Origin of the sequence: Vibrio sp. M260121 (assembly GCF_036533715.1) — a bacterium.
GTDB lineage: Bacteria > Pseudomonadota > Gammaproteobacteria > Enterobacterales > Vibrionaceae > Vibrio.
On sequence record NZ_JATABF010000003.1, the window covers coordinates 111,204 to 134,192 of the forward strand.

The following is a 22,989-nucleotide window of genomic DNA, read 5'->3' on the forward strand; positions in this document are numbered from 1 at the left end:
CAATAGAAAAGACAAACAACACGATCAAAAAAGGCTTCCCTCGGGAAGCCTTTTTTACAACTGGAGAACCGAATTACAGTTCGCCGTTGTGGTATACCTGTTGAACGTCGTCACAGTCATCTAGAAGGTCTAGGAACTTCTGGAATTTCTCTGCGTCTTCACCCGCTACTGGCGTGTGAGTTTGCGGAACGAATGTGATTTCTTCAACGTCGATCGTTAGATCTGGGAATGCAGCGTTAAGCGCAGTTTTTGTTTTGAAGAACTCTGTATGAGGTGCGAATACAGTGATAACACCGTCTTCTAGCTCAACGTCAGTAACGTCCACGTCTTCCATCATTAGCGTTTCTAGGATGATTTCATCATCTTCGCCTTTGAACTGGAATACCGCTTGGTGATCGAACATGTGAGAAACAGAACCTTCAACACCAATTTTCGCACCCACTTTAACAAAGCATTGGCGAACGTCTTGGAATGTACGGTTACCGTTGTCTGTTAGACAGTCTACGATCACGCTTGTGCCGCCAGGGCCAAAGCCTTCGTAACGTGCTGGAGTGTAGTCTTCACCACCGCCGCCGTTCGCTTTGTCGATCGCTTTATCGATAACGTGTGCAGGAACTTGGTCTTTTTTCGCTTTTGCGATCAGGTGCTTCAGAGACAAGTTCATGTCTGGATCACCACCACCGTTTTTCGCGCACATGTAAATTTCTTTACCGTATTTGGAATAAACTTTAATTTTTGCGCCTGCAGTTTTCGCCATAGAGGCTTTGCGCACTTCAAAACTTCTTCCCATCGGGATGTCTCTCTAAATTCAAATTTAATGCGAAGGATTTTAGCAAAGAGTGAACAGTTTTACCTTTCACCTTGCAAAGGAATGGGGAGGAAACCTCATTCGCCGCTGTGGTTTACACCAGAGCCACGGTTCGCTTTATGCGACACCCATTACTCGTTTGTACTTATCGACCGCCTGTTGAAAAAAGACTTTTTCGTCAGCGTCGTTAATCTTAGACAGCTGTTCTTCTATTACCTCTGGACCAGATTTCGCTTCTTTAAGCTTCCAAACCAAAAAAGACGCTTGTTTATCAAGTTCGATTTTGTTTTTCTCGTCAGGCGGTAACAGGGATAGATTGAACGACATTCACAGCCTCAAGGTACTTTAATAAATACTAGCCGCGCACTATAGCACACAGATTTGACTTTTAAGAAGTGAAACGCACTTTACTTGATCAATTTCAAGTTGCTTGTTTCGGATTCGATCGCGTTTGCAATGACTCTGGTAGGTATCGCTCAAAGATTTGCTGCAAGCGCTCTTTTGTCACCGGTTTAGCAACAAATTCGTTCATCCCTGCATCAAAGCAGCGTTGTTGATCCTCTTTAATTACATTGGCACTTAAAGCAATGATCGGCACTTGCTGTCCCCACTCGCCCATCTTGCGAATGTTTTCAGTAGCAATAAACCCATCCATCACTGGCATTTGACAGTCCATCAATATCAAATCGAATTGATGTTCTTGGCATTGTTGAAGCGCCTCTTCACCGTGTTCTGCCACATTCACCTGCATGCCGAGTTTTTCCAACATAATGCGCACGACTTTTTGGTTTACCGCGGTGTCTTCTACCACCAGAATCCAAGGTTTGCCCTCGTCTTTGGTTGGTTTAAGGCTTTTTGGCGCGCTGTCTTCACCGTTACGAAAATCAAGCACGTTCGGTGTACTTGGCGCAATTGGTGTATCACTGACGATATTGAGTGGAATAGTAAATTCAAAACAACTGCCAAGCCCCGGCTCACTGGTCAGACGGATCTCACCGCCCATCACTTCGACCAAGCTGCTGCAAATCGCTAAGCCTAAACCAGTACCGCCGTATTTTCTCGTCGTGCTGCCATCGGCTTGCTGAAACTTCTCAAATACCGCTTGCTGGTTTTCTTTCGCGATACCAATCCCCGAATCAACCACACGGAAATGTACGCTGGCGACGTCATCTTCTCGGTTCACTTGTGACACCATCAACTTAACATGGCCACGCTCGGTGAACTTGACTGCATTACTGAGTAAGTTACTCAGCACTTGTTTGAGCCTACCCACGTCACCTTCCACTTCTGAAGGGAGTTGAGCGTCGATGTCGCAAACCAACTGTAAGCCTTTCTGCTGAGCTTTAACGGTGTGCAGTCTGCCAACTTCATGCAGCAGATCGAGCAGATTATAAGTGGCCGTCTCAAGCTCAATCTTGCCCGCTTCAATTTTAGAAAAATCGAGAATGTCATCGATGATGACCATCAGTGAGTTGGAAGAGCTGTTGATGATGGAAACAAAGTCTTTTTGCTGTTCATCCAACTTGGTATCACCGAGTAAGGAAGCAATGCCGATAATACCGTTCATCGGCGTACGAATTTCATGACTCATGGTGGCAAGAAATTCACTCTTCTTACGGTTTGCCACTTCGGCTTTGTCACGTGCTTCTTCGATTTCCAGTTGGTGCTCACTGACACGCTCAACGCTTCGGTTATATTTGCGTTCTAATAAACTCACTTCATCGAAAAACCAACGCTTAGGGAGCTGCACTTTGCTCGGTACATGGCCACCGCTAAAATCACTCACCGCGCCTGAGAGCAATTGAAGTGGCTTGACCATCAAACGAAACGTCACCCAGAGAACACCGATGATGAGCAAGAAGATCTTGATCGCTTCCGCGATCACAAGAAAAAAGAAGGTTTGCCATAATCCTTGATAGATCGGGCTGAGATCCGATTGCACCGTCACTTCGGCAAGATCAAAGGTTTTTGTGCCCATGTCGTATTGCAAAGGCCATTGACGCTCGATCCGATCTTCCGTCAAGGCCGAGCCTAATTCGAAGATCACTTCATCCGGTGTCGCGATTCTTAGGTAGTCCACTGAGGGTAAGCGCATTGCTCCTTCAGCTTGGGTGTGCAGCAATTCTCTATCTTCCACCCACAGGCTGGCGGAAAAACTGGAAAGGTAGCTGGTTTTCACCTGTTCCAGCTCTTTATCCAAGCGAGCAAGATCATCGTTGAAGTCACGATACAAACTGATGGAAGAAATGATCACGGTAAAGATTAAACTCAACGCAAAAATCGCCAGCATCAGCTGGTTGCCGATACTAAACCGACGTTGAGTTCGCTCTTTTGTCTCCATATGAAATCGCTCCCTTAAACATGCGCTACTATAAATATAGTCACGTCACGACAATAATCGAGGTTAGGATGAAAGGACTCTTACGTACATTAGGCTTTAGTTTTATGGCCTTAAGCGCACACACCATGGCGAGCGAAGTGAACTACTACGTTATCTCTGAGCAAGCTCGACCATTCCAAATAGAACAACAAGGTGAACAACATTCCGGAATTGTGACTGACATCGTCAGTGCTATCTTTGCTGAATCCGATTACGAGGTGAAATACCACACTTACCCATTTAAACGCATGATTTCCGTACTTGAAGCGGGCGGTGAGGAGAATTGGGTCACTTATGGCAGCCCAAATTGGGGCAAGGTGCAATCGGAAAACCTCTCTGAACAACCTATTTACACTGTAAAACACGTACTGGTTTCGAGCAGTAAAGCGCCATTCAAATTCAGCGATATGCAGCACATGCAAGGTCGCTCTATCGTGCTGCTGCTTGGCTTTGATTATCCGAACTTAAGTCCCTTCTTTGAAAACGGCACCGTCAATGAAATGCGCGTGAAAGACTACGACGCCGCTTACCGCGTTCTGCAACGCACTCCTGGTGATACCGCCTTTGTCGAGATGGAATCGCGTGTGGTGTACAACATCAAACGTTTAGAGCTGCCAATGGGAGACTTCCAGATCCAATCTTTCAGCTCTGTCATTCCAGATTACTCAATCTATCTGGCTTTCTCTCCGGAGATGAATCCGAAAGTGCAGAGCTTCATCAATAAACGCCTAGCAGAGCTCAAAAGTTCGGGGCAAATCGACAACATCATCAAAAAATACATCTAACCGTTCATACCTAACCAATCATGAAAAAACCGCCAGCTTGGATAAGCTGGCGGTTTCATCTTTATCTCGTATCTGCGAATAATCTTGTTCGAGCGCTTAATCTTGTTCGACAAATTTGGGGTCGAACATGTGGCCAAGCTTATTAGCTTTGGTTTGTAAGTAATGTTGGTTGTTTGGGTTATTGCCTTCTTGTAGTGGTACCCGCTCAACTACGTTAATGTTCACCTTCTTCAGCGCTGCAAGCTTGCGTGGGTTGTTGGTCATCAGACGCACTTGATCAATATTCAGGTGGTCGAGCATCCCCTTACAAAACGCGTAATCACGCATATCAGCAGCAAAACCCAGGCGCTCATTGGCTTCGACCGTGTCTGCACCTTCATCTTGTAAGTGATACGCACGAATCTTATTGATTAAGCCAATTCCCCTGCCCTCTTGACGCAAGTAGAGCAGCACGCCACAACCTTCTTCGACAATATTTTGTAATGCACGGTTAAGCTGGAAACCACAATCACAACGAGTGCTAAACAAGGCATCACCGGTTAAACATTCTGAATGCAGACGAATCAGCGGTGCTTTACTGTTTGCAGGGTCACCATACACCAAAGCCAGATGTTCTTTTCCCGTCGCGTTCTCGATAAAACCATGCATGATAAACGTGCCCCATTGGGTTGGCAGCTTGGCTTTATCGACAAAGCGCACCAAGTTGTAAGGTTCGACGTGTTTTAGCTCAGCACGTACATTCATCAAAATCTCCCCTAAATGGTTTTCACCCGAGCCGTCACCACCGTCACCCCAAAAGGCATCTTTATGCGAGTGTTCGGTCAAGCAGGCATTCCCTGTTTCCATCAGTTGTTGGGCTAGTAGCGGGTTTTGTAGAAACTTCTCACGGACGATAAACGCCATTACGGAGAGTTTGTCGTCGTCCCAATCTTCACGGACGAGATGTTGATATTTGCGGCTTAAAGCAAAGGCTTCGTCGGGGCTTTTTGCAGTGAGGATTTTATTTTGTAGTGCGCGGTCGTTGAATTTTTGCGCTTGGTAATAGTGTTCGCTGGTGGGCCAAGATTGGGTAGAAACTCTTATCTGCGCTTGGCAAAAGTTGGAGAGGAAACCGTGGGATTCATCGGGTTCATAGAAAAGGATCTGATCAACCATAATCGTACTCCTAACGTTGCTGTTTAATAGTCAACAAAAAGCATATTGCTATTGATATAAGCTTTAGTAACGCAGGGAGAGAAAGTCAAATAACTGGTTGTAAATCATAAAAATGAAAAGGGCAGTCTTATGACCACCCCATGGTTTAATTCCGCAGTGCGAGAATTAGTGAATTAAGCCAAGTTCCCTTGCTTCTTCGATGCTCAAGCCGCTTTCACGGATTTCACGAAGAGCTTCAATACGACGTCTTGCTTCGGCAGATTTCACGGTTTTCTCAGGTCTCACAACGGTTTCTTCTTCAGGGAGTTCCCATTTGTGAGCGATGTTGCTCATCTCTTCATGGTCGATAGAATTAATGGACATATTTCCTCCGAACACACCATGTTTTCGATGGGTAATCTATAGCAAACCCCCAATGCAGAGGTAAGAAAAACTGTGGGGAAATGTGACCCCTTTCGACCTTTCACTAACTCGTTAATAGATTCATCATTTAGTTTTTGCAAAGCGCGTTTTTAGCGATTAAATTTGAAGAATTCCCCCTACGAAAAGTGAGCTGATCCAGCTCTCATTTTTCCCTCGTAAATTCACACTTCCATAACGGAAAAAATTCTTTTTATTACACTCAACTTTCGAGTCACTTCACTGATTAGACGGTTTTGCCTTTCGCAAATCTCACACACCTGATAATGATAATAATTATCTTTTGTATTGGTAAGGTGTAATGATGAGTGAACTAAACCTGAATCAGGCATATCACTCTGATCCTGTCATTCAGATCAGAGAGTTATGTGTGGATTACATCACCGATAACGGCGACTTCAATGCTGTGAAATCGGTGAGCTTTGATATTGGTAAAGGCGAAATATTTGGTCTGGCGGGTGAATCAGGCTGTGGTAAAAGTACCATTGCTTTCTCTATCAACCGTCTGCACAAGCCGCCCGCGTTTATCTCTGGTGGGCAAATTCTATTTGAAGGCAAAGACATCCTTCGTCTGCCTGATAATGAGCTTAATACGCTACGCTGGAGCGAGATTGCAATGGTGTTCCAAAGTGCCATGAACTCACTGAATCCGGTTCTCACCGTTCAGGAGCAATTTGCCGACGTATTACGCCACCACAAAGGATTAACCAACGAGCAAGCCAAAGACCGCGCGGAAAAGCTTCTCGACTTGGTCAACATTCCGAGAAATCGTCTGGGCGAATATCCACACCAGTTCTCCGGCGGCATGCGTCAGCGTTTGGTGATTGCGATTGCCCTATCCCTCAATCCAAAACTGATCATCATGGACGAGCCAACCACGGCGCTCGATGTGGTGGTTCAACGTGAAATCTTGCAGCAAATCTATCAGTTACGTGACGAGTTTGGCTTCTCAGTACTCTTTATTACCCACGATTTAGCGCTCATGAGCCAATTGTGCGACCGCATTGCCATCATGCGCCACGGCAAGATTGTTGAAGTGAATAGCTCATACGAAATCCGCAATCATCCTCAACACGAATATACCCAAAAGCTTTGGGCTTCGTTCCCGAATATTCACGATGTACATAAACAGCCACAAACGGAAGGAGCACCAGCATGAGTGAACCGATCATCCAAATGAAAAACGTGATCAAGGAATTCAAAGTCGGTGGTGGCTTCGCCAAAGAAGAAACCTTCCGTGCGCTTCAGGGCGTTAGCTTTGATCTTTATGCAGGCAAAACCCTCGCGCTGGTGGGCGAATCAGGTTGCGGCAAGAGCACCTGCGCGCGATTAATTACCAAGGTCTATCCAGCCAGCGATGGTGAGCTCCTTTTCAATGGCAAAAACATCAACGACATTACTGCTCGTGGTGAGATTCAGGATTACCGCAGTAAGGTTCAAATGGTGTTCCAAGACCCGTTTGGCTCTTTAAACCCAACCCATACTATTCGCCATCACTTAACTCGCCCACTGAAGATTCATAAGCAAGTGAAAAGTGACAAAGAAATCCCAGCGAAACTACTAGAGCTGTTGGATTTGGTAGAGTTGCCAGAGGAAACGCTGAACAAGTTCCCTCACGAACTCAGTGGTGGCCAGCGTCAACGCGTTAATCTGGCGCGCGCTCTAGCGGTAGGCTCACAACTTATTCTTGCCGATGAACCGACGTCGATGCTGGATGTATCGATTCGCTTGGGCGTACTCAATCTGATGCAACGCATGAAGCAAGAACTGGGGATCGGGTTCCTATACATCACTCACGACCTGGCAACCGCGCATTACATCGCAGAAGAAACGGCAGTGATGTACAAAGGGCAGATCGTCGAGTGGGGAGATACCCAAGCGATCTTAAAGAATCCACAGCACCCATACACTAAGTTATTGATCTCTGCGGTACCGGATCCTGATCTGCCATTTGGTAACTTGGTGGAAAGTGAACCAAACTATTCAATAGATGCCGATGAGATCCGTAGTCGCAGCAGCGTTGTGGTCGAAGACTATGATCAAATCGGACCAAATCACTTTGTAAAACAATGGACTGAGGCAGCCTAATGGATTTGATGACCTGGCAAGATCAACTATCAGATTGGTACGACAATCGGAAGCATGATCAAGTAGAAAGCTTAGAAGCGATCTTATACCAAGCGCCTGTCGCTGTGTTTGGTCCAGAACTGACGGACGAACAGAGTAAAGCGATCGCTTGCTGGCTAGATGGCTGTTTAAGAGTCTTTCAACACGCTAGGCATCAAGACCATCAAAAAGCCTTCCAAATCCTCCAATACACGGGTGCGAAGCTCGAACAATCGGCTTGCCAACCAATGACCGATATTCTTATCAAGGATTGGTGTCTCAAACGCTTACAACATTTGACCGTTCTGGCGTTAGAGTTTTGTAATCAGCAACACGATCAAACGGAATGGCAACAACAAGCGAGCAGCTTGATCGAATCACACATTGCGTTGATGCGATCGTTGAATTGGAATGAAACGAGGAAGCATGATCAAGGGTTACGTCATTGATTCGGAAAGATGATCAAGGTAACAGACGGGGACTTGTCAGTTTAAGCAGGTGCACAGGACAGGAATTTTAGATAAAAAAAAGCGAGTTTCTTGAGGAGAAACTCGCGAAGTCTATTCAGAATGAATGTAACAATATGAGCCAATCTATTAATCATCAGAAAGGACAAAAGGTTGTCTATTCGGGATAAATCTTAGTCTGCCCTCGGAACCGCAATGTCAGTGATTTGTAAGAGTTAGGTCTGATTTCCATCAGTGCAATTCATTGTTACATTCTGAATCAATTCGTCACGCTTATCACTCGAAAAGCATCCACGTGATTCATATTAAATCGCCATTTCATCAAGCGCTCTGAATACCATCTCATCCATGTGGCCTTCAAAAATCTGACGACACACTTTTCGACGAACAGCCAACCCAGCGATCAAACGCTCGATAGTCAGATGTTTCACGTCATTTTGGCCGTTAAACAGCTCCACCGTTTTGCTCAATGTCTCGTATGGCAGAGGGGCGTCCCCTACTCGCAGATAATCAAGCTTGTCAATGAACTCAGAACACTCTTCTTTGATTGAGGCATAGGAATGCCCTGTCATCGCCGATAAAGCCGTTATACTGCGTTCTAGGGCCTCTGGAGAGGTATATTTAGATAGAGTAATGGTTATCTCGTCCGCGTTAATCTCGACCAGGTGCTTTTTCTGTTTCACTCGACGGCCCAAATTGCCACGTGGAGATGGTGCTTTGCGCTGAATAGGCTCAAATTCGCCGTCTATGATGCCTGAGAGCTCGTCTAGCTGCTGCCTTGTAACCATCTCATTACGAAGTGGGTTTGGCAGCGTAGGCGCCATGTTGCGCTTTCCTGCGTTGGTTGTACGAGCGCGAGAGTAGCGCAATACCTCTTCCACATCGCATTTGATGTCGACTTGGTAGTCCATCACTTTGCCATTTTCGATCATGGTCTCGATCGTTAAGTGATAACCCCATAAGTTCACAACAAAAAGATCTTCCGTCCCTTTGCCGTCAGACAGGCGCTTCAACTCACGGATCAGATCCATTGAGAAACGACGCCATTCGATGTTGCGTGCCAGTTTTTGGTTCAACTCACTCAGCAACATGCAATCGGTGTGTTTGCGCACCATGCGGCTACGGAAGAACGAATACAGCTGGAACACCAAGGTGTGCTGTTTCAGAATCTCTGGCGGGAACAAGAAGAAATAATCACGCGTCAGCAGTTCTTCGTAGAACGAAGGTTCCCAGACTAGGATGTACAAGTTCGGCTTAATGCGAATCTCGCCGTCAGCACCTTCTGTTGGCGCTTCTTCCGATGCGGTAATGGTTCTCGCAATGAAACGGAAACGATCACTCTTGAAGCCTTCTGGCATGTTTTCACTTAGCCAACGGCCAGTTAGCTCATGCAATTGGAAATCGGTAAATTCAATTCGATCAATACTGTCACGGATTGAATCACGTGCCGGGCCGCTGTCTTTCTTGCCACGCAATGACAGGATATCCGTGATGTACAACGGGGTTTTATTCGGCACATGCGCCGCATCCATGTGGTACTGATCTTTGTGATGATCATGGTATTGCACGGTCAGTGTAAACAGAGCAAACAGCGTCATCAGATCGTCCACGGTCATGATGTTTTTCGACGATCGTGTTTCAATCACAGCTTTGGTGCCAGAGATCGACACCATGGATTTTTGGTAGCTCTTACGAGTGCGTGGTGGCGCTAAAGCTTGGTCGATGATCCCTGCCCAGTTAGTTGGTGAGACGACAAATTGATCCGCTTCATCCTTCATCATCGGTGGGGTATTCAGACCATGCTCATTCAACAGGCGTTTGTTCACTTGGGTTTGTGCCAAAGCCTTAGAACGTTTTTGCTTTTCGCTCTGACGAACTTTTTCTGTGACTAAGCTGGTGGCACCCAAGGCTGAGATTAGCTGGTTAGGGTTAACGAACTTGTGCAACATGGTTTTACCTGCAAGGCCTTCTTCAAAGCGCACAGGTGTTTGAGTAAACAAACCAATGTTAACGGCAGCACGTAAGCGTTGTTGTAATGCGGCTCTGGTTAGTTGACCGTCGGTTGCTGCCACAATTTCTGTTGTGGAGACCAAACCGTCTTTGCTGCTGAATCCTCGTAAGGAGATCAGATTAAGCAACTCTAAGATGCTCTTGGTAACCCCTTTGAAGTGTTGGTATTGTTCTACCCAATCTGCAGAAGATTCGTGTACCTCAAAAAGGTGCCCATCCTTATGGCTTCTTGGCGCTTTAATCAGAATTTTTTCATCAGCCGTCATTTTAGATCCAGATCACACTAGCCGTAGTTTTGCTATGGTTCCGAAGAATAAAGAAAAACAGATCATAAATAAAGAAAAAATCTTTGTTTTTTAAATAACTGATCTTTTTGATTAATCTGATCTTAATTGATTATATGATCTAATGATCTGGAGATTTTTAACGACGTAAGCTTATGTTTTAAATAGATATTTTAAAGCGGCAATTCGGAACTATGATCATGATTATTCCGAAACGATGATCAACAAAAGTCAGAAAGCATGATCACAAAGCGCCGTAAGCATGATCATTAAGTTTCTGAAAAGATGATCAAAAAGGTCGTGAAACGATGATCATGATGTTTGTACAACTTATCCACAGAAATAAAGGTACGCCTTGGAAAACTTTGTCTTCGTTTGCGGTAAAGCAATGGTTTTTTACCTTTGGAACAATGATCAAGAGCGTCGTTTTGCATCGTTCTGTCGCTGCTTGTGAATACTATTTGCGCAAATGCTGAAACCTTGTCCAATTTTACATCGCACGCCTTGTTTCTCTGTATTATCCCGAAACAAACGGAAGCATGATCATGATATCGCGTTCTACATTTTGTTTTCGGTTTATTTTCATCGTTCCACGTTTTTATCTTTGATTTGGCCTCTATCCCCCAGTCTATCTGCATTCGTCCGTAAATTGGCCGTGAAAAAGCATGCTTCCGAGGCTGAAATTCACTTGATCATTTTTCCGATAAATTGATCGCATTGAAAAATCGATGTGCAATGTACTGGGACACATAATTTCCTTGATCATGCTTTCGTGTTTGCTGCTCTCGACGGAAGAATGATCATGATGCTTCCTTGATCATTCTTCCGTTCAATATCGCTTATTTACATGAATAAGCATACTGGATGTATGATCAAGGTCGTTGCTTCTCGTGTTTTTAATTAAAAACGCTCATTCATCGTCAAACACTAGATTCATCTCACACTATCCGTAATTTAGCGTCTTTCTATAATCGTTCCGGAAAAACTGTAGATTTACATTGTAAATACGTGACAGTGTGACATTTTTATTCTTTCAAAGTTTGAAGCACTTTATTGGCATAGATTTGATTAAATTTTGTGATGTTTTTAAGGTGAAATCATAAAACAGGCGTTTGTGAGTGTTTTTTATGTGATGGTTATTCAAAATGCATGTTCACCTTTTTGTTGTTTTTGGATTGCAGTGCTGTACAATTAAATGCAGATATCCTTCCAACGGAATTTGGCATGAAAAGAGAAACAACGATTGAAAATCTCCAGGAATTAGCAGAACTGACGCAACAAGTTCAAGCTGACCGTATTGAGATTGTTTTGGAAGAGCGTAGTGACAACTACTTCCCACCAATGTCTAAGGCAATGATGGAAACCCGCTCAGGTTTGACTCGCCGTAAGCTGGACGATGCTATCGGTAAGATGGAAGCGGAAGGTCATCAATTTACAAAGAATAATGCCAACCATTATTCAATCACGCTTGAAGAAGCGCACATGCTAATGGATGCGGCAGAAGTGCCTAAATTCCATGAACGCAAAAAGAATTCTGAAAACAAACCGTGGATCATCAACGTACAAAACCAAAAGGGTGGTACGGGTAAATCGATGACAGCGGTTCACTTAGCCGCATGTCTGGCGCTAAACCTAGATAAACGCTACCGCATTTGTTTGATTGACCTTGACCCTCAAGGCTCTCTGCGTCTGTTCTTGAACCCACAAATTAGTGTGGCAGAGCATGACAACATCTATTCAGCGGTTGATATCATGCTTGGTAACGTACCAGATGGCGTTGAAATCGATCGTGAGTTTCTACACAAGAACGTGTTGTTGCCAACGCAATACCCGAACTTGAAGTCGATTTCTGCTTTCCCAGAAGACGCAATGTTCAACGCAGAAGCGTGGCAAACACTCTCTGAAGACCCGTCGCTAGACATCGTTCGTCTGTTAAAAGAGCAGTTGATTGACAAGATTGCGAATGACTTCGACGTGATTATGATTGATACCGGTCCACACGTTGACCCGCTAGTATGGAACGCAATGTACGCATCAAACGCGCTATTGATTCCTTGTGCAGCGAAGCGTCTTGACTGGGCTTCAACAGTAAACTTCTTCCAACACCTTCCAACGGTTTACGAGATGTTCCCAGAAGATTGGAACGGTCTTGAGTTTGTTCGTTTGATGCCAACCATGTTTGAAGACGACAACAAGAAGCAAGTTTCTGTTCTAACTGAAATGAACTATCTTCTAGGTGACCAAGTTATGATGGCCACTATTCCTCGTAGTCGTGCATTCGAAACCTGTGCTGACACCTACAGTACAGTGTTTGATTTGACCGTAGGCGACTTCGAAGGTGGTAAGAAAACACTCGCGACTGCACAAGATGCGGTACACAAGAGTGCACTAGAACTAGAGCGCGTACTGCACTCTAACTGGCCGTCATTGAATCAGGGGTAATGAATAAATGGCATTGAAAACGTCTGAATTAAACGCGAAATTATTTGGTAAAACCAATAAGCGTCGTGTTGCGACACCTCAAGAAGCGCAAACGGCGGCAAAAGACAAAGCACAAACTATCGAACTTGCTGTAGCAGGCGAGAACACCGTTCAGTTTGAATTGGTGCGCATTCCTGCGGATAAAGTGGCGACAGACACGAGCGTATTTGCAGAGAACGCTCGTGAGCAATCTTTCCTAAACGAACACGCTTTATCGGATGTGTTGGTGACGTTGAAAGAACGTGGTCAACAGTATCCAGCGGTTGGTCGTCGCACAGAAGATGGCAAGATTGAAGTATTAGACGGTAGCCGCCGTCGTATGTCTTGTATCTTAGCAGGACAGGATTTCTTGGTTTACGTTGGTGACGGCATCAACACAGACCACGCGAAATTCCTTTCTGATGTTGCAAACGCGCACAAGCCACTGTCTCTATACGAAAAAGGTAAAGAGATGCAGGCGAAACTTGAAAGTGGCGAAGCTGAAGACCAAAAAGCACTAGCAAAAATGTTCCAGTGCAGTGAAGCATTGGTGAGCGGCGCGTTAAAAGCTGCGGCACTTCCGCTTGAACTTCTGCAAGCTTATCCGAATGTTGGTGATTTAGGTCGTCCAACAATTGTTAAGCTGCATAAGCAGTTCTCGACATTGAACGGTGAACAACAACAAAACTTGTTGGATAAGTGTCGCACGTCGGAAGGTTATTTGTGGCAGCGCAGTACAGCTCAAGGTGTGGCTCGTCTTACTAAAGAAGTGACAGAAAGCATCGAAAGCTGGATTGCAGAATTAGCGCCAGCGAAGCCGGCTAAGAAAGCTGAAAAAGTCGATCTAGTTAAAGGTCGCGCAAGCTACAGCCGTAAAGGTAACAACCTTGCTCTTAACTTGAAGAAAGTTGACGACAGCTTGATGGAAGAAATTCTTGCTTTCGTTGAGAGCAAAATGAAGTAAAACTCTTCTTTTTTGAAACCGCCTCCGGGCGGTTTTTTTATGTCTGCAATTTGGCAAAGTCTCGATGAATCGAGATGTGATAACATGGCGTTAGTTCAATGCTTGGATATACGTAATGCTCGCACAATCTGAATTCCTTTCTCAGCTTCAGCTCCAATCTTACAAAGCCTTTCAACGTAGTGGCGTGGTGATTTACGGTGATGCCGATTGGCAAAACGCCTTGATTGCCTACTTCCATCAAAAGCAACAAAATCAAACTTGGTTCTGTGTAGGGGATTGGCAACTAGAAAATACCCACTGCGTAAATGCAAAACAAGGCAATATGTTGCTCGGCCGTGAGTGTGACGTTCTGCTGTTTGACGCGAGAAAAGAGTTTGACGCCAACAGTTTTACCTCGGCTCTTGGTGCACTCGTCGGCGGTGGGCTTTTGATTGTGGTCGCCAACAAAACGCAAGACGCGGATGAAGCGGAACTGTGGCTGCAAACGCAATGGCAACAACTCACCGTTATTGAGGAGAATTTACCATTACCTCCGTTGCCAGATTTCACCCAAGCGGAAAAAGCGCAACAGTACAGTGAGCAAGCTGAAGCGGTTTCTTTTATCGAAAAAGTGGTGACAGGGCATCGCAAACGTCCTTTAGTATTAACCGCCGATCGTGGTCGAGGAAAAACCAGTGCGTTAGGCATTGCATGCGCGCAGCTTCTAGAGCAAAAGCCATTACGAATTCTCGTCACAGCGCCAAGCATCAAAGCGGTTGAACCTGTTTATCAGCACGCACAGAGAATGCTATCAACCGCACAGCGCGTTAAGAAAGACCGATTGGAAGCGGGGCAGGGCTACATTCAGTTCATCGCACCGGATGAATTACTCTCTACTTTACCTGAGTGTGATTTGTTGTTGGTTGATGAAGCTGCTGCGATTCCAGTTCCTATGCTTAAGCAAATTACTGAGCAATATCATCGTCTCGTGTTCTCAACCACCATTCATGGTTATGAAGGTTGTGGCCGCGGCTTTACGCTTAAGTTTGTTGATTGGCTACAAAAGCAAAGACCCGGAATGAAGCTTTGTCATCTTCAACAACCTATTCGATGGGCGACAAACGATAATTTAGAAGCATGGCTTTACCAAGCATTTTTACTGGATGCTGAACTTACCCCGAGTCAGCCTGCTGAGCTTGGCGATATTTCATTAATCAACCTCCGTAAGTCAGCGTTGATTTCTAATCCTTCCGTATTGAAAACGTGCTTTGCGTTGCTCGTTAATGCGCACTATCAAACCTCACCGAATGATTTGCTGCATCTTTTGCAAGATGAACATTGTCAGATCTACGTAGCTCAGAATAACAATGACGTCGTCGGGGTGATGTTAACGGTGGAGGAGGGCAATCTCGATTCGAATCTCGTTAAAGATATTCAGTTTGGGAAACGTCGCCCGAAAGGGCACCTGACGCCAGTGACTATTATCAATCAACTTGGTTATGCTGATGTGGGGGCGCTTTCCACTTTGCGAGTCATGCGAATTGCGGTTCATCCAGATTTGCAAGGGCAGGGTATTGGCCATCAAATGTTGAAGCAGTTGGAACAAACTACGCCGCCTCATATCTCTTATTTGTCCACCAGCTTTGGTGCAACAGAAGAACTGATTACGTTTTGGAAGCAATCTGGTTTTGAATCCATTCGTCTTGGAAGTATGCGAGATGCGGCAAGTGGGTGTTACTCGTTGTTGATGGTTCGTCAGTGTGGCTCACAACAAGGTTGGATAAACGAAGCTAAATCGTTGTTCGAAGAACTGTTGCCATTGAGTGCGGCGTCTACTTATCCTAAGTTAGAGCCAAGTTTGCTTCGTGCACTCTTGCCTGCCTCGGCATCTACTTGCCAGTTCCATTTAACGAAGCGCACTTTAATCGAGAGTTATGCTCAAGGTGGGAACAACTTTGAATCTGTCTCTATTTGGATTCAGCAATGGTTACTGCAATGTGGTTTGGCTGATGTGTCTGATTTGATGATCAGTAAATTATTCTTAAACAAAGACTGGAGTGAGTACGCTAAGCAATATGGCTTGCCGGGACGTAAGCAAGTTGAAGCGCAGATAAGGAATGAACTACAAGTTTTGCTAAATTTACAGTGTAAACAGAACAAGCAATTTACACTGTAAAAGTGGTTAACGGGAGGAGAGGGTTTACACTGTAAATCCTCTCCTTTTTTATTTGGTATTTTGCTGAGGCTGACGGTTGAGATGTAAGGCCAATCTCAATTTACACTGTAAACGGAAGTCTTGTCTTATTAGTTATATATAAAATGAGCTAAATAATAAACTTCCCTTAAAGTCAGATTACCCAGTAGGGATGCTTTACCATCTATTCAAAGACAGGTCGTGATGCATTGGTAAAGTAGGGAGAGCACAACGCAAAAAATGAATCTAAATCGGATTTAGAAATTCTGAGTAAGCTTATCTCTAGCTCATAAGTCGCGGGGCTTCCTTTAGTGATGTGAGCCTGATTCTGAGAATTGAGAGGTTTGTTCAGAAAATGATTTTGGTTAGACTGAATTGGGTGATGGGTAGCAGATGGATTGGTTATGTGGAAGATATGCCTTGAATGGTCGGAAGACAAAACGAGGATTTTTGCCCGTCTACCGGGAGATATTGAACTCGGAGGTGAGCTAAATCAAAAGGAGTTGCCTGAACAGCTTCAAGCAATGAATGCAAGTCAGGCGTTTGTTGATGACGCTGAAGTGGTTCGATTCATTAACTGTGCTCGTGAGCGTAAAGCAGAAGCATACGAAGGCGTCGTCGTCGCACAGATTAAGAATGCTCAGGTAGAAGTTGAACTGTCGAACAACGACATGCTTGCTAGCATGAACATTGTAGGTGCTTTTGGTGGCCGTGGTTTGCGTGGCCCTGAAATCGTTCAAGCACTGGCTCATGCAAGAGTATCGAAAGGCATCAATAAGTTGGCGCTTAAAAAAGTTATGGTCGTCAGCAATCAACTCAAACCCGGAGAAACCTTCACTCAACCTGTCGCCGTTGGCAAACAACCCGTCAAAGGTAAAGACGCCATCTTTACGCCACTCGTCAAAGACATCACCAAACGTATCCTCAAACCGAAAGAAGGCCAATCGACCAGCGACAAGATTGATTTACGCAACTTGGGTGAAACCATTGCCGTTGATATTGGCGACGAGGTTATGCGTCGAACGCCTGCAACCAAGGGTATTCCAGGTTTTACTGTGCAAGGACGCGTAATTCCTCCTCAAGCAGGCAAAGACAGTCCGATTAAACCTGGTAAAGGAACGGAAATTAGCAAAGCCGATCCTAATCTTCTGATTGCTTCTGTATCTGGTACGCCTCTCATCAAAGACAAAACCATCGAAGTTGATAATGCACTGTGTCTCAACAGTGTGGGCGTGAATACTGGACACGTTAAGTTTAAAGGCAATGTCATCATTGGCGGCAACATTGAATCTGGCATGATCGTCAAAGCGACAGGCTCTATTACCGTTGGTGGCTTTATTGAATCTGCGGATGTACAAGCTGAGGGTGATATCCAAGTGGCGAAGGGCATAATTGGCCACACAGTCAGTGATGGTCAGCCGAAGAGTTGCCACGTTCGAACCAAAACATCGATTCGTGCCAGTTACGCCCAGTATTGTGAATTGCAGTCTGGCGAGGATATAGAGCTCGCTGTGCACAGCATGAATAACGACATTGAGTGTGGACGCAACCTGACGGTACTTGATGCCAGCGGTAAAAACGGCACTTTAAGCGGTGGTGATGCCAAAGTCGGAAGCAAGGTGCTTTGTTCGCAACTTGGTGTAGAGGGCGATACCGCAACGAAAGTCGAGGCTTTCGCTCGTTACGCCTTGTACAAAGAGCGCATTGCCAGCTTAAAAGAAGAATACAAATCTGCCCAAGAAGGCACGATGGATGTGATTCGTAAGGAACTTGAATTTAAGAAGCGTCCCAAAGCTGAACGTACCGATGAAGAGCAAGCTCAAATTGAAGTAATGAAAGCGCAAAACAATGCTCGCCTTGAAGAAGTTAAACAGAAGCTAGAACACACTGAGCAAGAGTTTGAAGTCTCGCTGGAAGAGAATATTGTCGAAGCCAAAGATCGCGTATTTACGCGCGTTACAGTGCAATTTGGAGACGAACAGGTGACAACCAAACGCACCCACGGCGGTTGTGTGTTTAGCTTTAACCAATACGAAATCAAAGTGGCGGCAAATTTAGAGGAAGAAGACGTCGTCGCGATTTAACTCTTTAATTGAAAGAATGAAAATGCCCGTGTATTGAGAGGTACTCGGGCTTTTGTTTTTTGAACGTTAGGCAATGTGTTCTTGGTAGTACGCACCAAGCGCATGTATATCGCTGCTGCACATGAGCTTCATTGCTTGTTTAATATGGTTAATGGGCCAATCCCACCATTTGATTTCTGACAACATAGCGACACATTCGTCGTCAAAGCGCTGGCGAACAATATGATTGTGACCAACAACAATCGAGTAGGGCGGAACATCTTTAGTGATGACTGAGCGCGCACCAATCACGGCACCATCTCCAATCTTCACGCCCGGCATGATCATCGCTTCGCTACCAATCCAAACATCATTACCCACAACAGTATCACCTGCGCGTTCAAATCCGCTCTGTACATCTTCTCCAAACTCTTCAGGTGAAAATGGAAAGGTAGAAATCCAATCTACCCGATGGCCTTGATTGCCTGCCATCATAAAGGTCGCGCCAGAAGCGATTGAACAGAACTTGCCAATGATCAGCTTGTCCACTTCGCCATAAGCACCATCTTGCCACTCTCGTTGGGTAACGCTGTCGCCCATCAAATAACGAACCGATTGATCTTCAAATGTTTTACCGTGATAAAACCCTGAGTAATAACTGTAATCTCCCACCTCGATATTCGGGTTGGTGACATGGTCTTTGATCACTTGCCCTTTTAACCAAGTATCGAATGCGTTCATTCGTGATTCTCCGTTCCAATTTTAAGTTGTAAGCAGTGTAGAGCCTTTCTATTATTTCCAGTAGATTGTTTTTAGAGATTCATAATTACCATATGGAAATAAAGTGGCTAAGCTACGTGCCGATGTACATCGCTCTATGTGAAGAGAAGAGTATTGCTGGCGCAGCGAAAAAACTGCGTTGCTCAAACGCGCACGCGAGCCGTCAATTGAGGCAGTTAGAAGAGATTCTGTCCGTACAGTTGATTCAACGTACAACAAGACAATTTAATCTTACTTACGATGGGCTGCGCTTTTATCAGCAAGTAAAGGGCTTGATGGAAGGGGCAGAACAGATTAATGAACAAGTGATGGAAAGTGACCGAGTCGCTGGGCATTTGCGCATCGCGGCGTCGGCGTCATTTGGTTCGGCGTTATTGAACCGAGCATTGATCGAGTTTCGCCAACTTTATCCGGAAGTGACGTTCGAAGTGATCTTCTCAGAAACGCCTTTGGATCTTATTGAGTCTGGCTTTGATGTGGCGTTTTTCTTCACAAACAATCCACCCGAGGGCTATATTGGCCACCATCTGCGCTCTTTACACTGTAAACCGTTCGCACACAAAGCGTACTTGTCTAACAAACCAAGCATAGCTACGCCGGAAGATCTTTATCAGCTTGACCACATTGTGTATCGCAATGAAGAGTTAAACCTCGATACGTGGCACTTTCATCATATGGAAACCAAACAAAAAGTGTCAGTGGCTTTGCAAAGTGTACTTAGCTTTAATTTGGTTCAATCCATGCTTGAAGCCACTCTTGCGAGATGTGGCGTTGCAATGTTGGATGAATTTGCATTGGAGAAACTCAACGGTGAAGAGCGATCGCAACTCGTGCCGTTACTCCCTGAATGGCAAACGGATGCGATCCTACCGCTCTATATTCTTTATCCTAAACGTGAGCATTTACCAAAGCGAACGCAGGCGTTTATTGAGCATTTCAAACAGCAATCATTTTAAGCTGTAATCATTTTAAACTGACAGGTTGTCTTGAGCGTGCAGGTCTTTAATCTCTGCAGTGCCTTGAAAGTGTTGATTACAAGTGCGGCAGTAGAATTGAGGCGTTAACTCGTGATAGTGGTTACCGGTAAAACAGCGTGATACCAACACCATCAAACGGGCTGTTTTGCCGTTGATGTTTTCAGGTTGAGTGTTGATGCGTTTCATCACGCGTTTGTGTTCAGTCGGTTTGTTGCAGTGTGAGCAGAATTTTACAGGCATAAGGCTCTCATATTGATTCAGTGATGATTAATTGATGAGAGAGTACTTTGCTTAATGATGAAAAAGTAAACATGCATGTAATGATAATTGACAGCAATGCCTATTAGGAAACTCATAGAGTGGCTAGTAACTGAAAAGAAGGAAGATTTCACTCCTCGATATTATAAAGGCAGGAAAAATATCGAGGAGGAAATCTTAGCTAACTAAAACGAGTGTATGGACATTTACAGCTCGTAACGTAGCCCGAAGTGGTAGTAGCTTTCATCTGCATGTGCACCACCAAACGAGACTTCTTGTGCGTTGTCGTAACCGCGTGAGCCATTACGGTCAACGTAACTTGTGTAGATAGAAGAGCGAGGGGTCAGTTTGTATTGCACTTCAACTGTCGTATCTTTCAGCTCAAGCTCGTCGCCGTCGCTGTTTTCTAGAGAGCGGTAACCAGCACGTAGCGCCCATTTGTCATTTACACTGTAAACTGCGGTCAGCTCCATGACTTTATCGGTACTGGTTTCAGAGAAGTAACCTTCTAGCTCATCTTCTGAGTAAAGTGCACCTAACATCAAATCACCCAAGTAGTAACGCGTACCTGCACCCCAGAAGGTGTAATCGGTATCGTTATTTTCACGCGCATCGCCTTTGCTCTTTTGCATTGCAACTACAGGGGCGAGTGTGCCTAAATCGCCCATTTCTAGGGTGTAACGTAGTGCTGCGTTGTAGCCGTAATCGAGTTCAGAGGTGCTGTTACCAATAATGTAAGCCACAGATGCATCGAAGTTACCAATGCGGTTTTGGTATTGCAGCGTACCGTCTTGACGGAAAACTTGTGTCGCGGTTTTATCCACTTTATTTGCTTGGCGCGCCATAGATACGTCTGATGACGCGAACACATCACCAATGTCGGTGAACATGATTAATCCTGACGCAACACGACCACCTGTGATTCGACCGTAATCTTGCGCATCAATACCGGCCCAAACGTAACGTGCTGTGAGAGAAGGCTTGTCGTTCACTTGGTTGGCGTATTCTGCTGCACCTACCTGATATTGCGCTTGGCCAATGACAGAGGCGTGTTCGTTGATAGTTTGTGAGCCATTCAAACCAATACGGCCATCAAATTCGCCATTGGCATCACCGTGTTCATCATTTTTATTGGTGACGTTGAAGCCAAGACGCGAGTAAATGTTCAGAACCGACCCGTCTTCTGCTTGGTAAAGTTGAGCGGCCATCGCTGCGTTTGATGCCATCAAAGTAGGGAGAAGTAGAGTCAAAATGTGCTTTTTCATGTGAACGACCTTTTCGTTTCTATTGTTTTTAAGCACGACAAAGCCCCTTCCGAATAACGGAATATAATCAATGTCGTGAGAAGTAGAGAGAGGGTGCGCCCTTGAAAGCTCAAGGACGCGAGCTAGTCCATTCCTATAGGGGTTAGAATGATTTAGCTTAAATCAACGTCTTTGCAGCCAAAGAAGTAGGTAGCTAGGAAGCCAACGATGTAAGAGATAAGTAGGCCACCAATGAACACCATCATGCCGGCAAAGATGCCGCTAGCCGAGGTCATCAAAGGGATTGCAACGATACCAGATGGGCCGAATACGGTGTTTAGACCGACAGGCAGGCCAAGGTAAGAGACCAAACCGATAAAGAAGCCACCCGCTGCGCCACCAATACAAGCGGTTACGAACGGTTTAACGCGCGGTAGCGTCACACCGTAAATCAGCGGCTCACCGATACCAAGTAGACCTGGAATGATGGCACCTTTTACTTGTGTGCGTAGTAGGGCGTCTTTCTTGGCTTTGAAGTACAGCGCCATAGAAGCACCCACTTGACCACCACCAGCCATGGCTAGGATAGGAAACAGCGAGTTAAAACCTTGTGCTTCCATCAGGGCAAAGTACACTGGCACAAACCCTTGGTGGATGCCAAAAACCACGGAAATTAAGAACAAACCTGCCAAAATCGCGGCGCCTAATGGGTTGTCATTCAAGTTTAGGAACAACCAAGACATACCTTTAAATAGCTCACCACCGATTGGCATGATGATCAAAAACGTTACTGCACCCATGATCAAAAGCGTGACAACTGAGGTTAAGATCATGTCCAGATCGTCAGGCATATACTGACGCACTTTTTTCTCGACCTGAGCACCAATGATCGCTGCCATCAAAACGCCAATAATGTTGCCGCGCGGATCAATCGCAAAGCCGAAGAACTCATTCATTCCTGAATAAATGCCCGACGTTGCATCGGGGTTGTAACCCAACACAAATAGCGAAGCGAGTATTGCGCCATTGACGCCTGAGCCACCGAAAGCTTGTTGAGCGTTGTAGCCAATTAGAATGCTCAAGAAAGCGAACAGACCTTTGCCAAAGACCTTCATGTAGGCAATCAAATCCAACATAAACTGGCTTGGCGTTTGGTCGAGCACGAAGATTTGTTCCAATAACGTGGCAAAACCAAGCAGCAAGCCCGCTGCGATAAAGCCGGGAATCAGCGGTGTAAAAATGGTGGCAAACTTACTCAGAAAACGCTGAACCGCACTGGTTTGCTTACTCTTCATCTGTTTTTTCTGCTCTGCAGCGACAGCAGAAAGATCCTGTTGTGATGCGTCAGGCTCTTCACTGTCACCAGAGATTAAGCTGTCGATCAACTTATTCATCATATCGGCAGCTTGCTGAGCTTTACCGGGACCAAGAATGATCTGGAATTGCTCGTCGCTTTCTACCACCCCCATTACGCCGGGAATTTGTTTAATGACGGATTGGTCCGCCAAGTTATTATTCGTGAGAGATAAACGCAAACGCGTCATACAGTTACCGCACTTACTTACGTTGTTACTGCCACCCACTGCGGCGAGCAATTGCGATACTGTGTTAGAGGTAATTTTGGCCATAGGGACTATCCTTCAGGACTAGGGCTA

At 45.3% G+C, this 22,989-nt stretch carries 19 protein-coding genes; 9 read left to right on the forward strand and 10 right to left on the reverse strand.

The window, feature by feature from the left end:
• Nucleotides 1-73: 73 nt before the first annotated feature.
• The 3 genes from QTO06_RS03225 to QTO06_RS03235 all read right to left on the reverse strand — a co-directional run bounded on the left by QTO06_RS03225 (nt 74) and on the right by QTO06_RS03235 (nt 3,149).
• Nucleotides 74-790 (reverse strand): YebC/PmpR family DNA-binding transcriptional regulator, encoded by a 717-nt coding sequence (locus tag QTO06_RS03225; protein WP_331406850.1) that lies wholly within the window; start codon nt 788-790, stop codon nt 74-76.
• A gap of 135 nt (nt 791-925) precedes the next feature.
• Nucleotides 926-1,135, reverse strand: a complete 210-nt coding sequence (locus tag QTO06_RS03230; protein ID WP_005428896.1) for a DUF3283 family protein — start codon at nt 1,133-1,135, stop codon at nt 926-928.
• Nucleotides 1,136-1,229: 94 nt separating this feature from the next.
• Nucleotides 1,230-3,149 carry an ATP-binding protein gene (locus QTO06_RS03235; RefSeq protein WP_331406851.1) on the reverse strand — a complete coding sequence of 640 codons (1,920 nt, stop codon included), beginning with the start codon at nt 3,147-3,149 and terminating at the stop codon, nt 1,230-1,232.
• Nucleotides 3,150-3,217: 68 nt separating this feature from the next.
• Between QTO06_RS03235 and QTO06_RS03240 the strand changes: the two genes are divergently transcribed.
• Complete coding sequence (locus QTO06_RS03240; RefSeq protein ID WP_032802822.1) at nt 3,218-3,973, forward strand: substrate-binding periplasmic protein; 756 nt, start codon at nt 3,218-3,220, stop codon at nt 3,971-3,973.
• A gap of 96 nt (nt 3,974-4,069) precedes the next feature.
• Here QTO06_RS03240 and ribA read toward each other — a convergent pair whose 3' ends face one another.
• Nucleotides 4,070-5,128 (reverse strand): GTP cyclohydrolase II, encoded by a 1,059-nt coding sequence (gene ribA, locus QTO06_RS03245; protein ID WP_331406852.1) that lies wholly within the window; start codon nt 5,126-5,128, stop codon nt 4,070-4,072.
• A gap of 165 nt (nt 5,129-5,293) precedes the next feature.
• Entirely contained in the window at nt 5,294-5,491 is a 198-nt protein-coding gene (locus QTO06_RS03250; RefSeq protein WP_009706697.1) for a PA3496 family putative envelope integrity protein, read from the reverse strand.
• 361 nt (nt 5,492-5,852) lie between these two features.
• Here QTO06_RS03250 and QTO06_RS03255 point away from each other — a divergent pair, with 361 nt between their 5' ends.
• Genes QTO06_RS03255 through QTO06_RS03265 form a run of 3 tightly spaced genes read left to right on the forward strand, consistent with a single transcriptional unit; the run spans nt 5,853 to nt 8,103 of the window.
• On the forward strand, nt 5,853-6,707 hold the full coding sequence (locus QTO06_RS03255) for an ABC transporter ATP-binding protein (protein ID WP_009706696.1): 855 nt from the start codon (nt 5,853-5,855) through the stop codon (nt 6,705-6,707).
• The gene (locus tag QTO06_RS03260; RefSeq protein WP_331406853.1) at nt 6,704-7,636 is read left to right on the forward strand and encodes an ATP-binding cassette domain-containing protein; all 933 of its coding nucleotides are present in this window, start codon (nt 6,704-6,706) and stop codon (nt 7,634-7,636) included. Before QTO06_RS03255 ends, QTO06_RS03260 begins: the two co-directional genes overlap by 4 nt.
• Nucleotides 7,636-8,103, forward strand: coding sequence for a transcriptional regulator (locus QTO06_RS03265; protein ID WP_331406854.1), 468 nt, complete (start codon nt 7,636-7,638; stop codon nt 8,101-8,103). Before QTO06_RS03260 ends, QTO06_RS03265 begins: the two co-directional genes overlap by 1 nt.
• 323 nt (nt 8,104-8,426) lie before the next feature.
• Here QTO06_RS03265 and QTO06_RS03270 read toward each other — a convergent pair whose 3' ends face one another.
• Nucleotides 8,427-10,397 (reverse strand): replication initiator protein RctB domain-containing protein, encoded by a 1,971-nt coding sequence (locus QTO06_RS03270; RefSeq protein WP_005435856.1) that lies wholly within the window; start codon nt 10,395-10,397, stop codon nt 8,427-8,429.
• A 1,242-nt stretch (nt 10,398-11,639) separates the two neighbouring features.
• On the opposite strand from QTO06_RS03270, the gene QTO06_RS03275 reads away from it, so the two are divergent.
• From QTO06_RS03275 to QTO06_RS03290, 4 genes are all read left to right on the forward strand, one after another.
• Entirely contained in the window at nt 11,640-12,857 is a 1,218-nt protein-coding gene (locus QTO06_RS03275) for an AAA family ATPase (RefSeq protein WP_005428912.1), read from the forward strand.
• Between the two features lie 7 nt (nt 12,858-12,864).
• Nucleotides 12,865-13,839: a ParB/RepB/Spo0J family partition protein gene (locus QTO06_RS03280; protein WP_012130357.1), complete on the forward strand. Its 975-nt coding sequence runs from the start codon at nt 12,865-12,867 to the stop codon at nt 13,837-13,839.
• A gap of 115 nt (nt 13,840-13,954) precedes the next feature.
• Nucleotides 13,955-15,994 carry a GNAT family N-acetyltransferase gene (locus QTO06_RS03285; RefSeq protein ID WP_331406855.1) on the forward strand — a complete coding sequence of 680 codons (2,040 nt, stop codon included), beginning with the start codon at nt 13,955-13,957 and terminating at the stop codon, nt 15,992-15,994.
• Between the two features lie 422 nt (nt 15,995-16,416).
• Nucleotides 16,417-18,096, forward strand: coding sequence for a DUF342 domain-containing protein (locus QTO06_RS03290; RefSeq protein WP_331406856.1), 1,680 nt, complete (start codon nt 16,417-16,419; stop codon nt 18,094-18,096).
• Nucleotides 18,097-18,162: 66 nt separating this feature from the next.
• On the opposite strand, the gene QTO06_RS03295 is transcribed toward QTO06_RS03290, so the two are convergent.
• Nucleotides 18,163-18,816: a CatB-related O-acetyltransferase gene (locus tag QTO06_RS03295; protein WP_038895047.1), complete on the reverse strand. Its 654-nt coding sequence runs from the start codon at nt 18,814-18,816 to the stop codon at nt 18,163-18,165.
• A gap of 92 nt (nt 18,817-18,908) precedes the next feature.
• On the opposite strand from QTO06_RS03295, the gene QTO06_RS03300 reads away from it, so the two are divergent.
• A complete protein-coding gene (locus tag QTO06_RS03300) occupies nt 18,909-19,811 on the forward strand; it encodes a LysR family transcriptional regulator (RefSeq protein WP_038895048.1) in 903 nt (300 codons plus the stop codon).
• A gap of 12 nt (nt 19,812-19,823) precedes the next feature.
• Here the strand turns inward: QTO06_RS03300 and QTO06_RS03305 are convergent, their stop codons facing one another.
• The 3 genes from QTO06_RS03305 to murP form a co-directional block, all read right to left on the reverse strand.
• Nucleotides 19,824-20,072 (reverse strand): hypothetical protein, encoded by a 249-nt coding sequence (locus QTO06_RS03305; RefSeq protein ID WP_020197822.1) that lies wholly within the window; start codon nt 20,070-20,072, stop codon nt 19,824-19,826.
• 224 nt (nt 20,073-20,296) lie between these two features.
• A complete protein-coding gene (locus QTO06_RS03310) occupies nt 20,297-21,355 on the reverse strand; it encodes a porin (protein ID WP_009706687.1) in 1,059 nt (352 codons plus the stop codon).
• Nucleotides 21,356-21,507: 152 nt separating this feature from the next.
• Nucleotides 21,508-22,962 carry a PTS N-acetylmuramic acid transporter subunit IIBC gene (murP, locus tag QTO06_RS03315; protein WP_331406857.1) on the reverse strand — a complete coding sequence of 485 codons (1,455 nt, stop codon included), beginning with the start codon at nt 22,960-22,962 and terminating at the stop codon, nt 21,508-21,510.
• Nucleotides 22,963-22,989: the final 27 nt, after the last annotated feature.

Bases quoted from the DNA above. Each gene is read 5' to 3' on its own strand.
- ribA (WP_331406852.1), bottom strand. From the start codon at position 5,128: ATGGTTGATCAGATCCTTTTCTATGAACCCGATGAATCCCACGGTTTC.
- QTO06_RS03280 (WP_012130357.1), top strand. From the start codon at position 12,865: ATGGCATTGAAAACGTCTGAATTAAACGCGAAATTATTTGGTAAAACC.
- QTO06_RS03300 (WP_038895048.1), top strand. From the start codon at position 18,909: ATGGAAATAAAGTGGCTAAGCTACGTGCCGATGTACATCGCTCTATGT.
- QTO06_RS03265 (WP_331406854.1), top strand. From the start codon at position 7,636: ATGGATTTGATGACCTGGCAAGATCAACTATCAGATTGGTACGACAAT.
- QTO06_RS03240 (WP_032802822.1), top strand. From the start codon at position 3,218: ATGAAAGGACTCTTACGTACATTAGGCTTTAGTTTTATGGCCTTAAGC.
- QTO06_RS03290 (WP_331406856.1), top strand. From the start codon at position 16,417: ATGTGGAAGATATGCCTTGAATGGTCGGAAGACAAAACGAGGATTTTT.
- QTO06_RS03305 (WP_020197822.1), bottom strand. From the start codon at position 20,072: ATGCCTGTAAAATTCTGCTCACACTGCAACAAACCGACTGAACACAAA.
- QTO06_RS03295 (WP_038895047.1), bottom strand. From the start codon at position 18,816: ATGAACGCATTCGATACTTGGTTAAAAGGGCAAGTGATCAAAGACCAT.
- QTO06_RS03250 (WP_009706697.1), bottom strand. From the start codon at position 5,491: ATGTCCATTAATTCTATCGACCATGAAGAGATGAGCAACATCGCTCAC.
- QTO06_RS03275 (WP_005428912.1), top strand. From the start codon at position 11,640: ATGAAAAGAGAAACAACGATTGAAAATCTCCAGGAATTAGCAGAACTG.
- QTO06_RS03285 (WP_331406855.1), top strand. From the start codon at position 13,955: ATGCTCGCACAATCTGAATTCCTTTCTCAGCTTCAGCTCCAATCTTAC.
- QTO06_RS03310 (WP_009706687.1), bottom strand. From the start codon at position 21,355: ATGAAAAAGCACATTTTGACTCTACTTCTCCCTACTTTGATGGCATCA.
- QTO06_RS03225 (WP_331406850.1), bottom strand. From the start codon at position 790: ATGGGAAGAAGTTTTGAAGTGCGCAAAGCCTCTATGGCGAAAACTGCA.
- QTO06_RS03255 (WP_009706696.1), top strand. From the start codon at position 5,853: ATGAGTGAACTAAACCTGAATCAGGCATATCACTCTGATCCTGTCATT.
- QTO06_RS03230 (WP_005428896.1), bottom strand. From the start codon at position 1,135: ATGTCGTTCAATCTATCCCTGTTACCGCCTGACGAGAAAAACAAAATC.
- QTO06_RS03260 (WP_331406853.1), top strand. From the start codon at position 6,704: ATGAGTGAACCGATCATCCAAATGAAAAACGTGATCAAGGAATTCAAA.
- murP (WP_331406857.1), bottom strand. From the start codon at position 22,962: ATGGCCAAAATTACCTCTAACACAGTATCGCAATTGCTCGCCGCAGTG.
- QTO06_RS03270 (WP_005435856.1), bottom strand. From the start codon at position 10,397: ATGACGGCTGATGAAAAAATTCTGATTAAAGCGCCAAGAAGCCATAAG.
- QTO06_RS03235 (WP_331406851.1), bottom strand. From the start codon at position 3,149: ATGGAGACAAAAGAGCGAACTCAACGTCGGTTTAGTATCGGCAACCAG.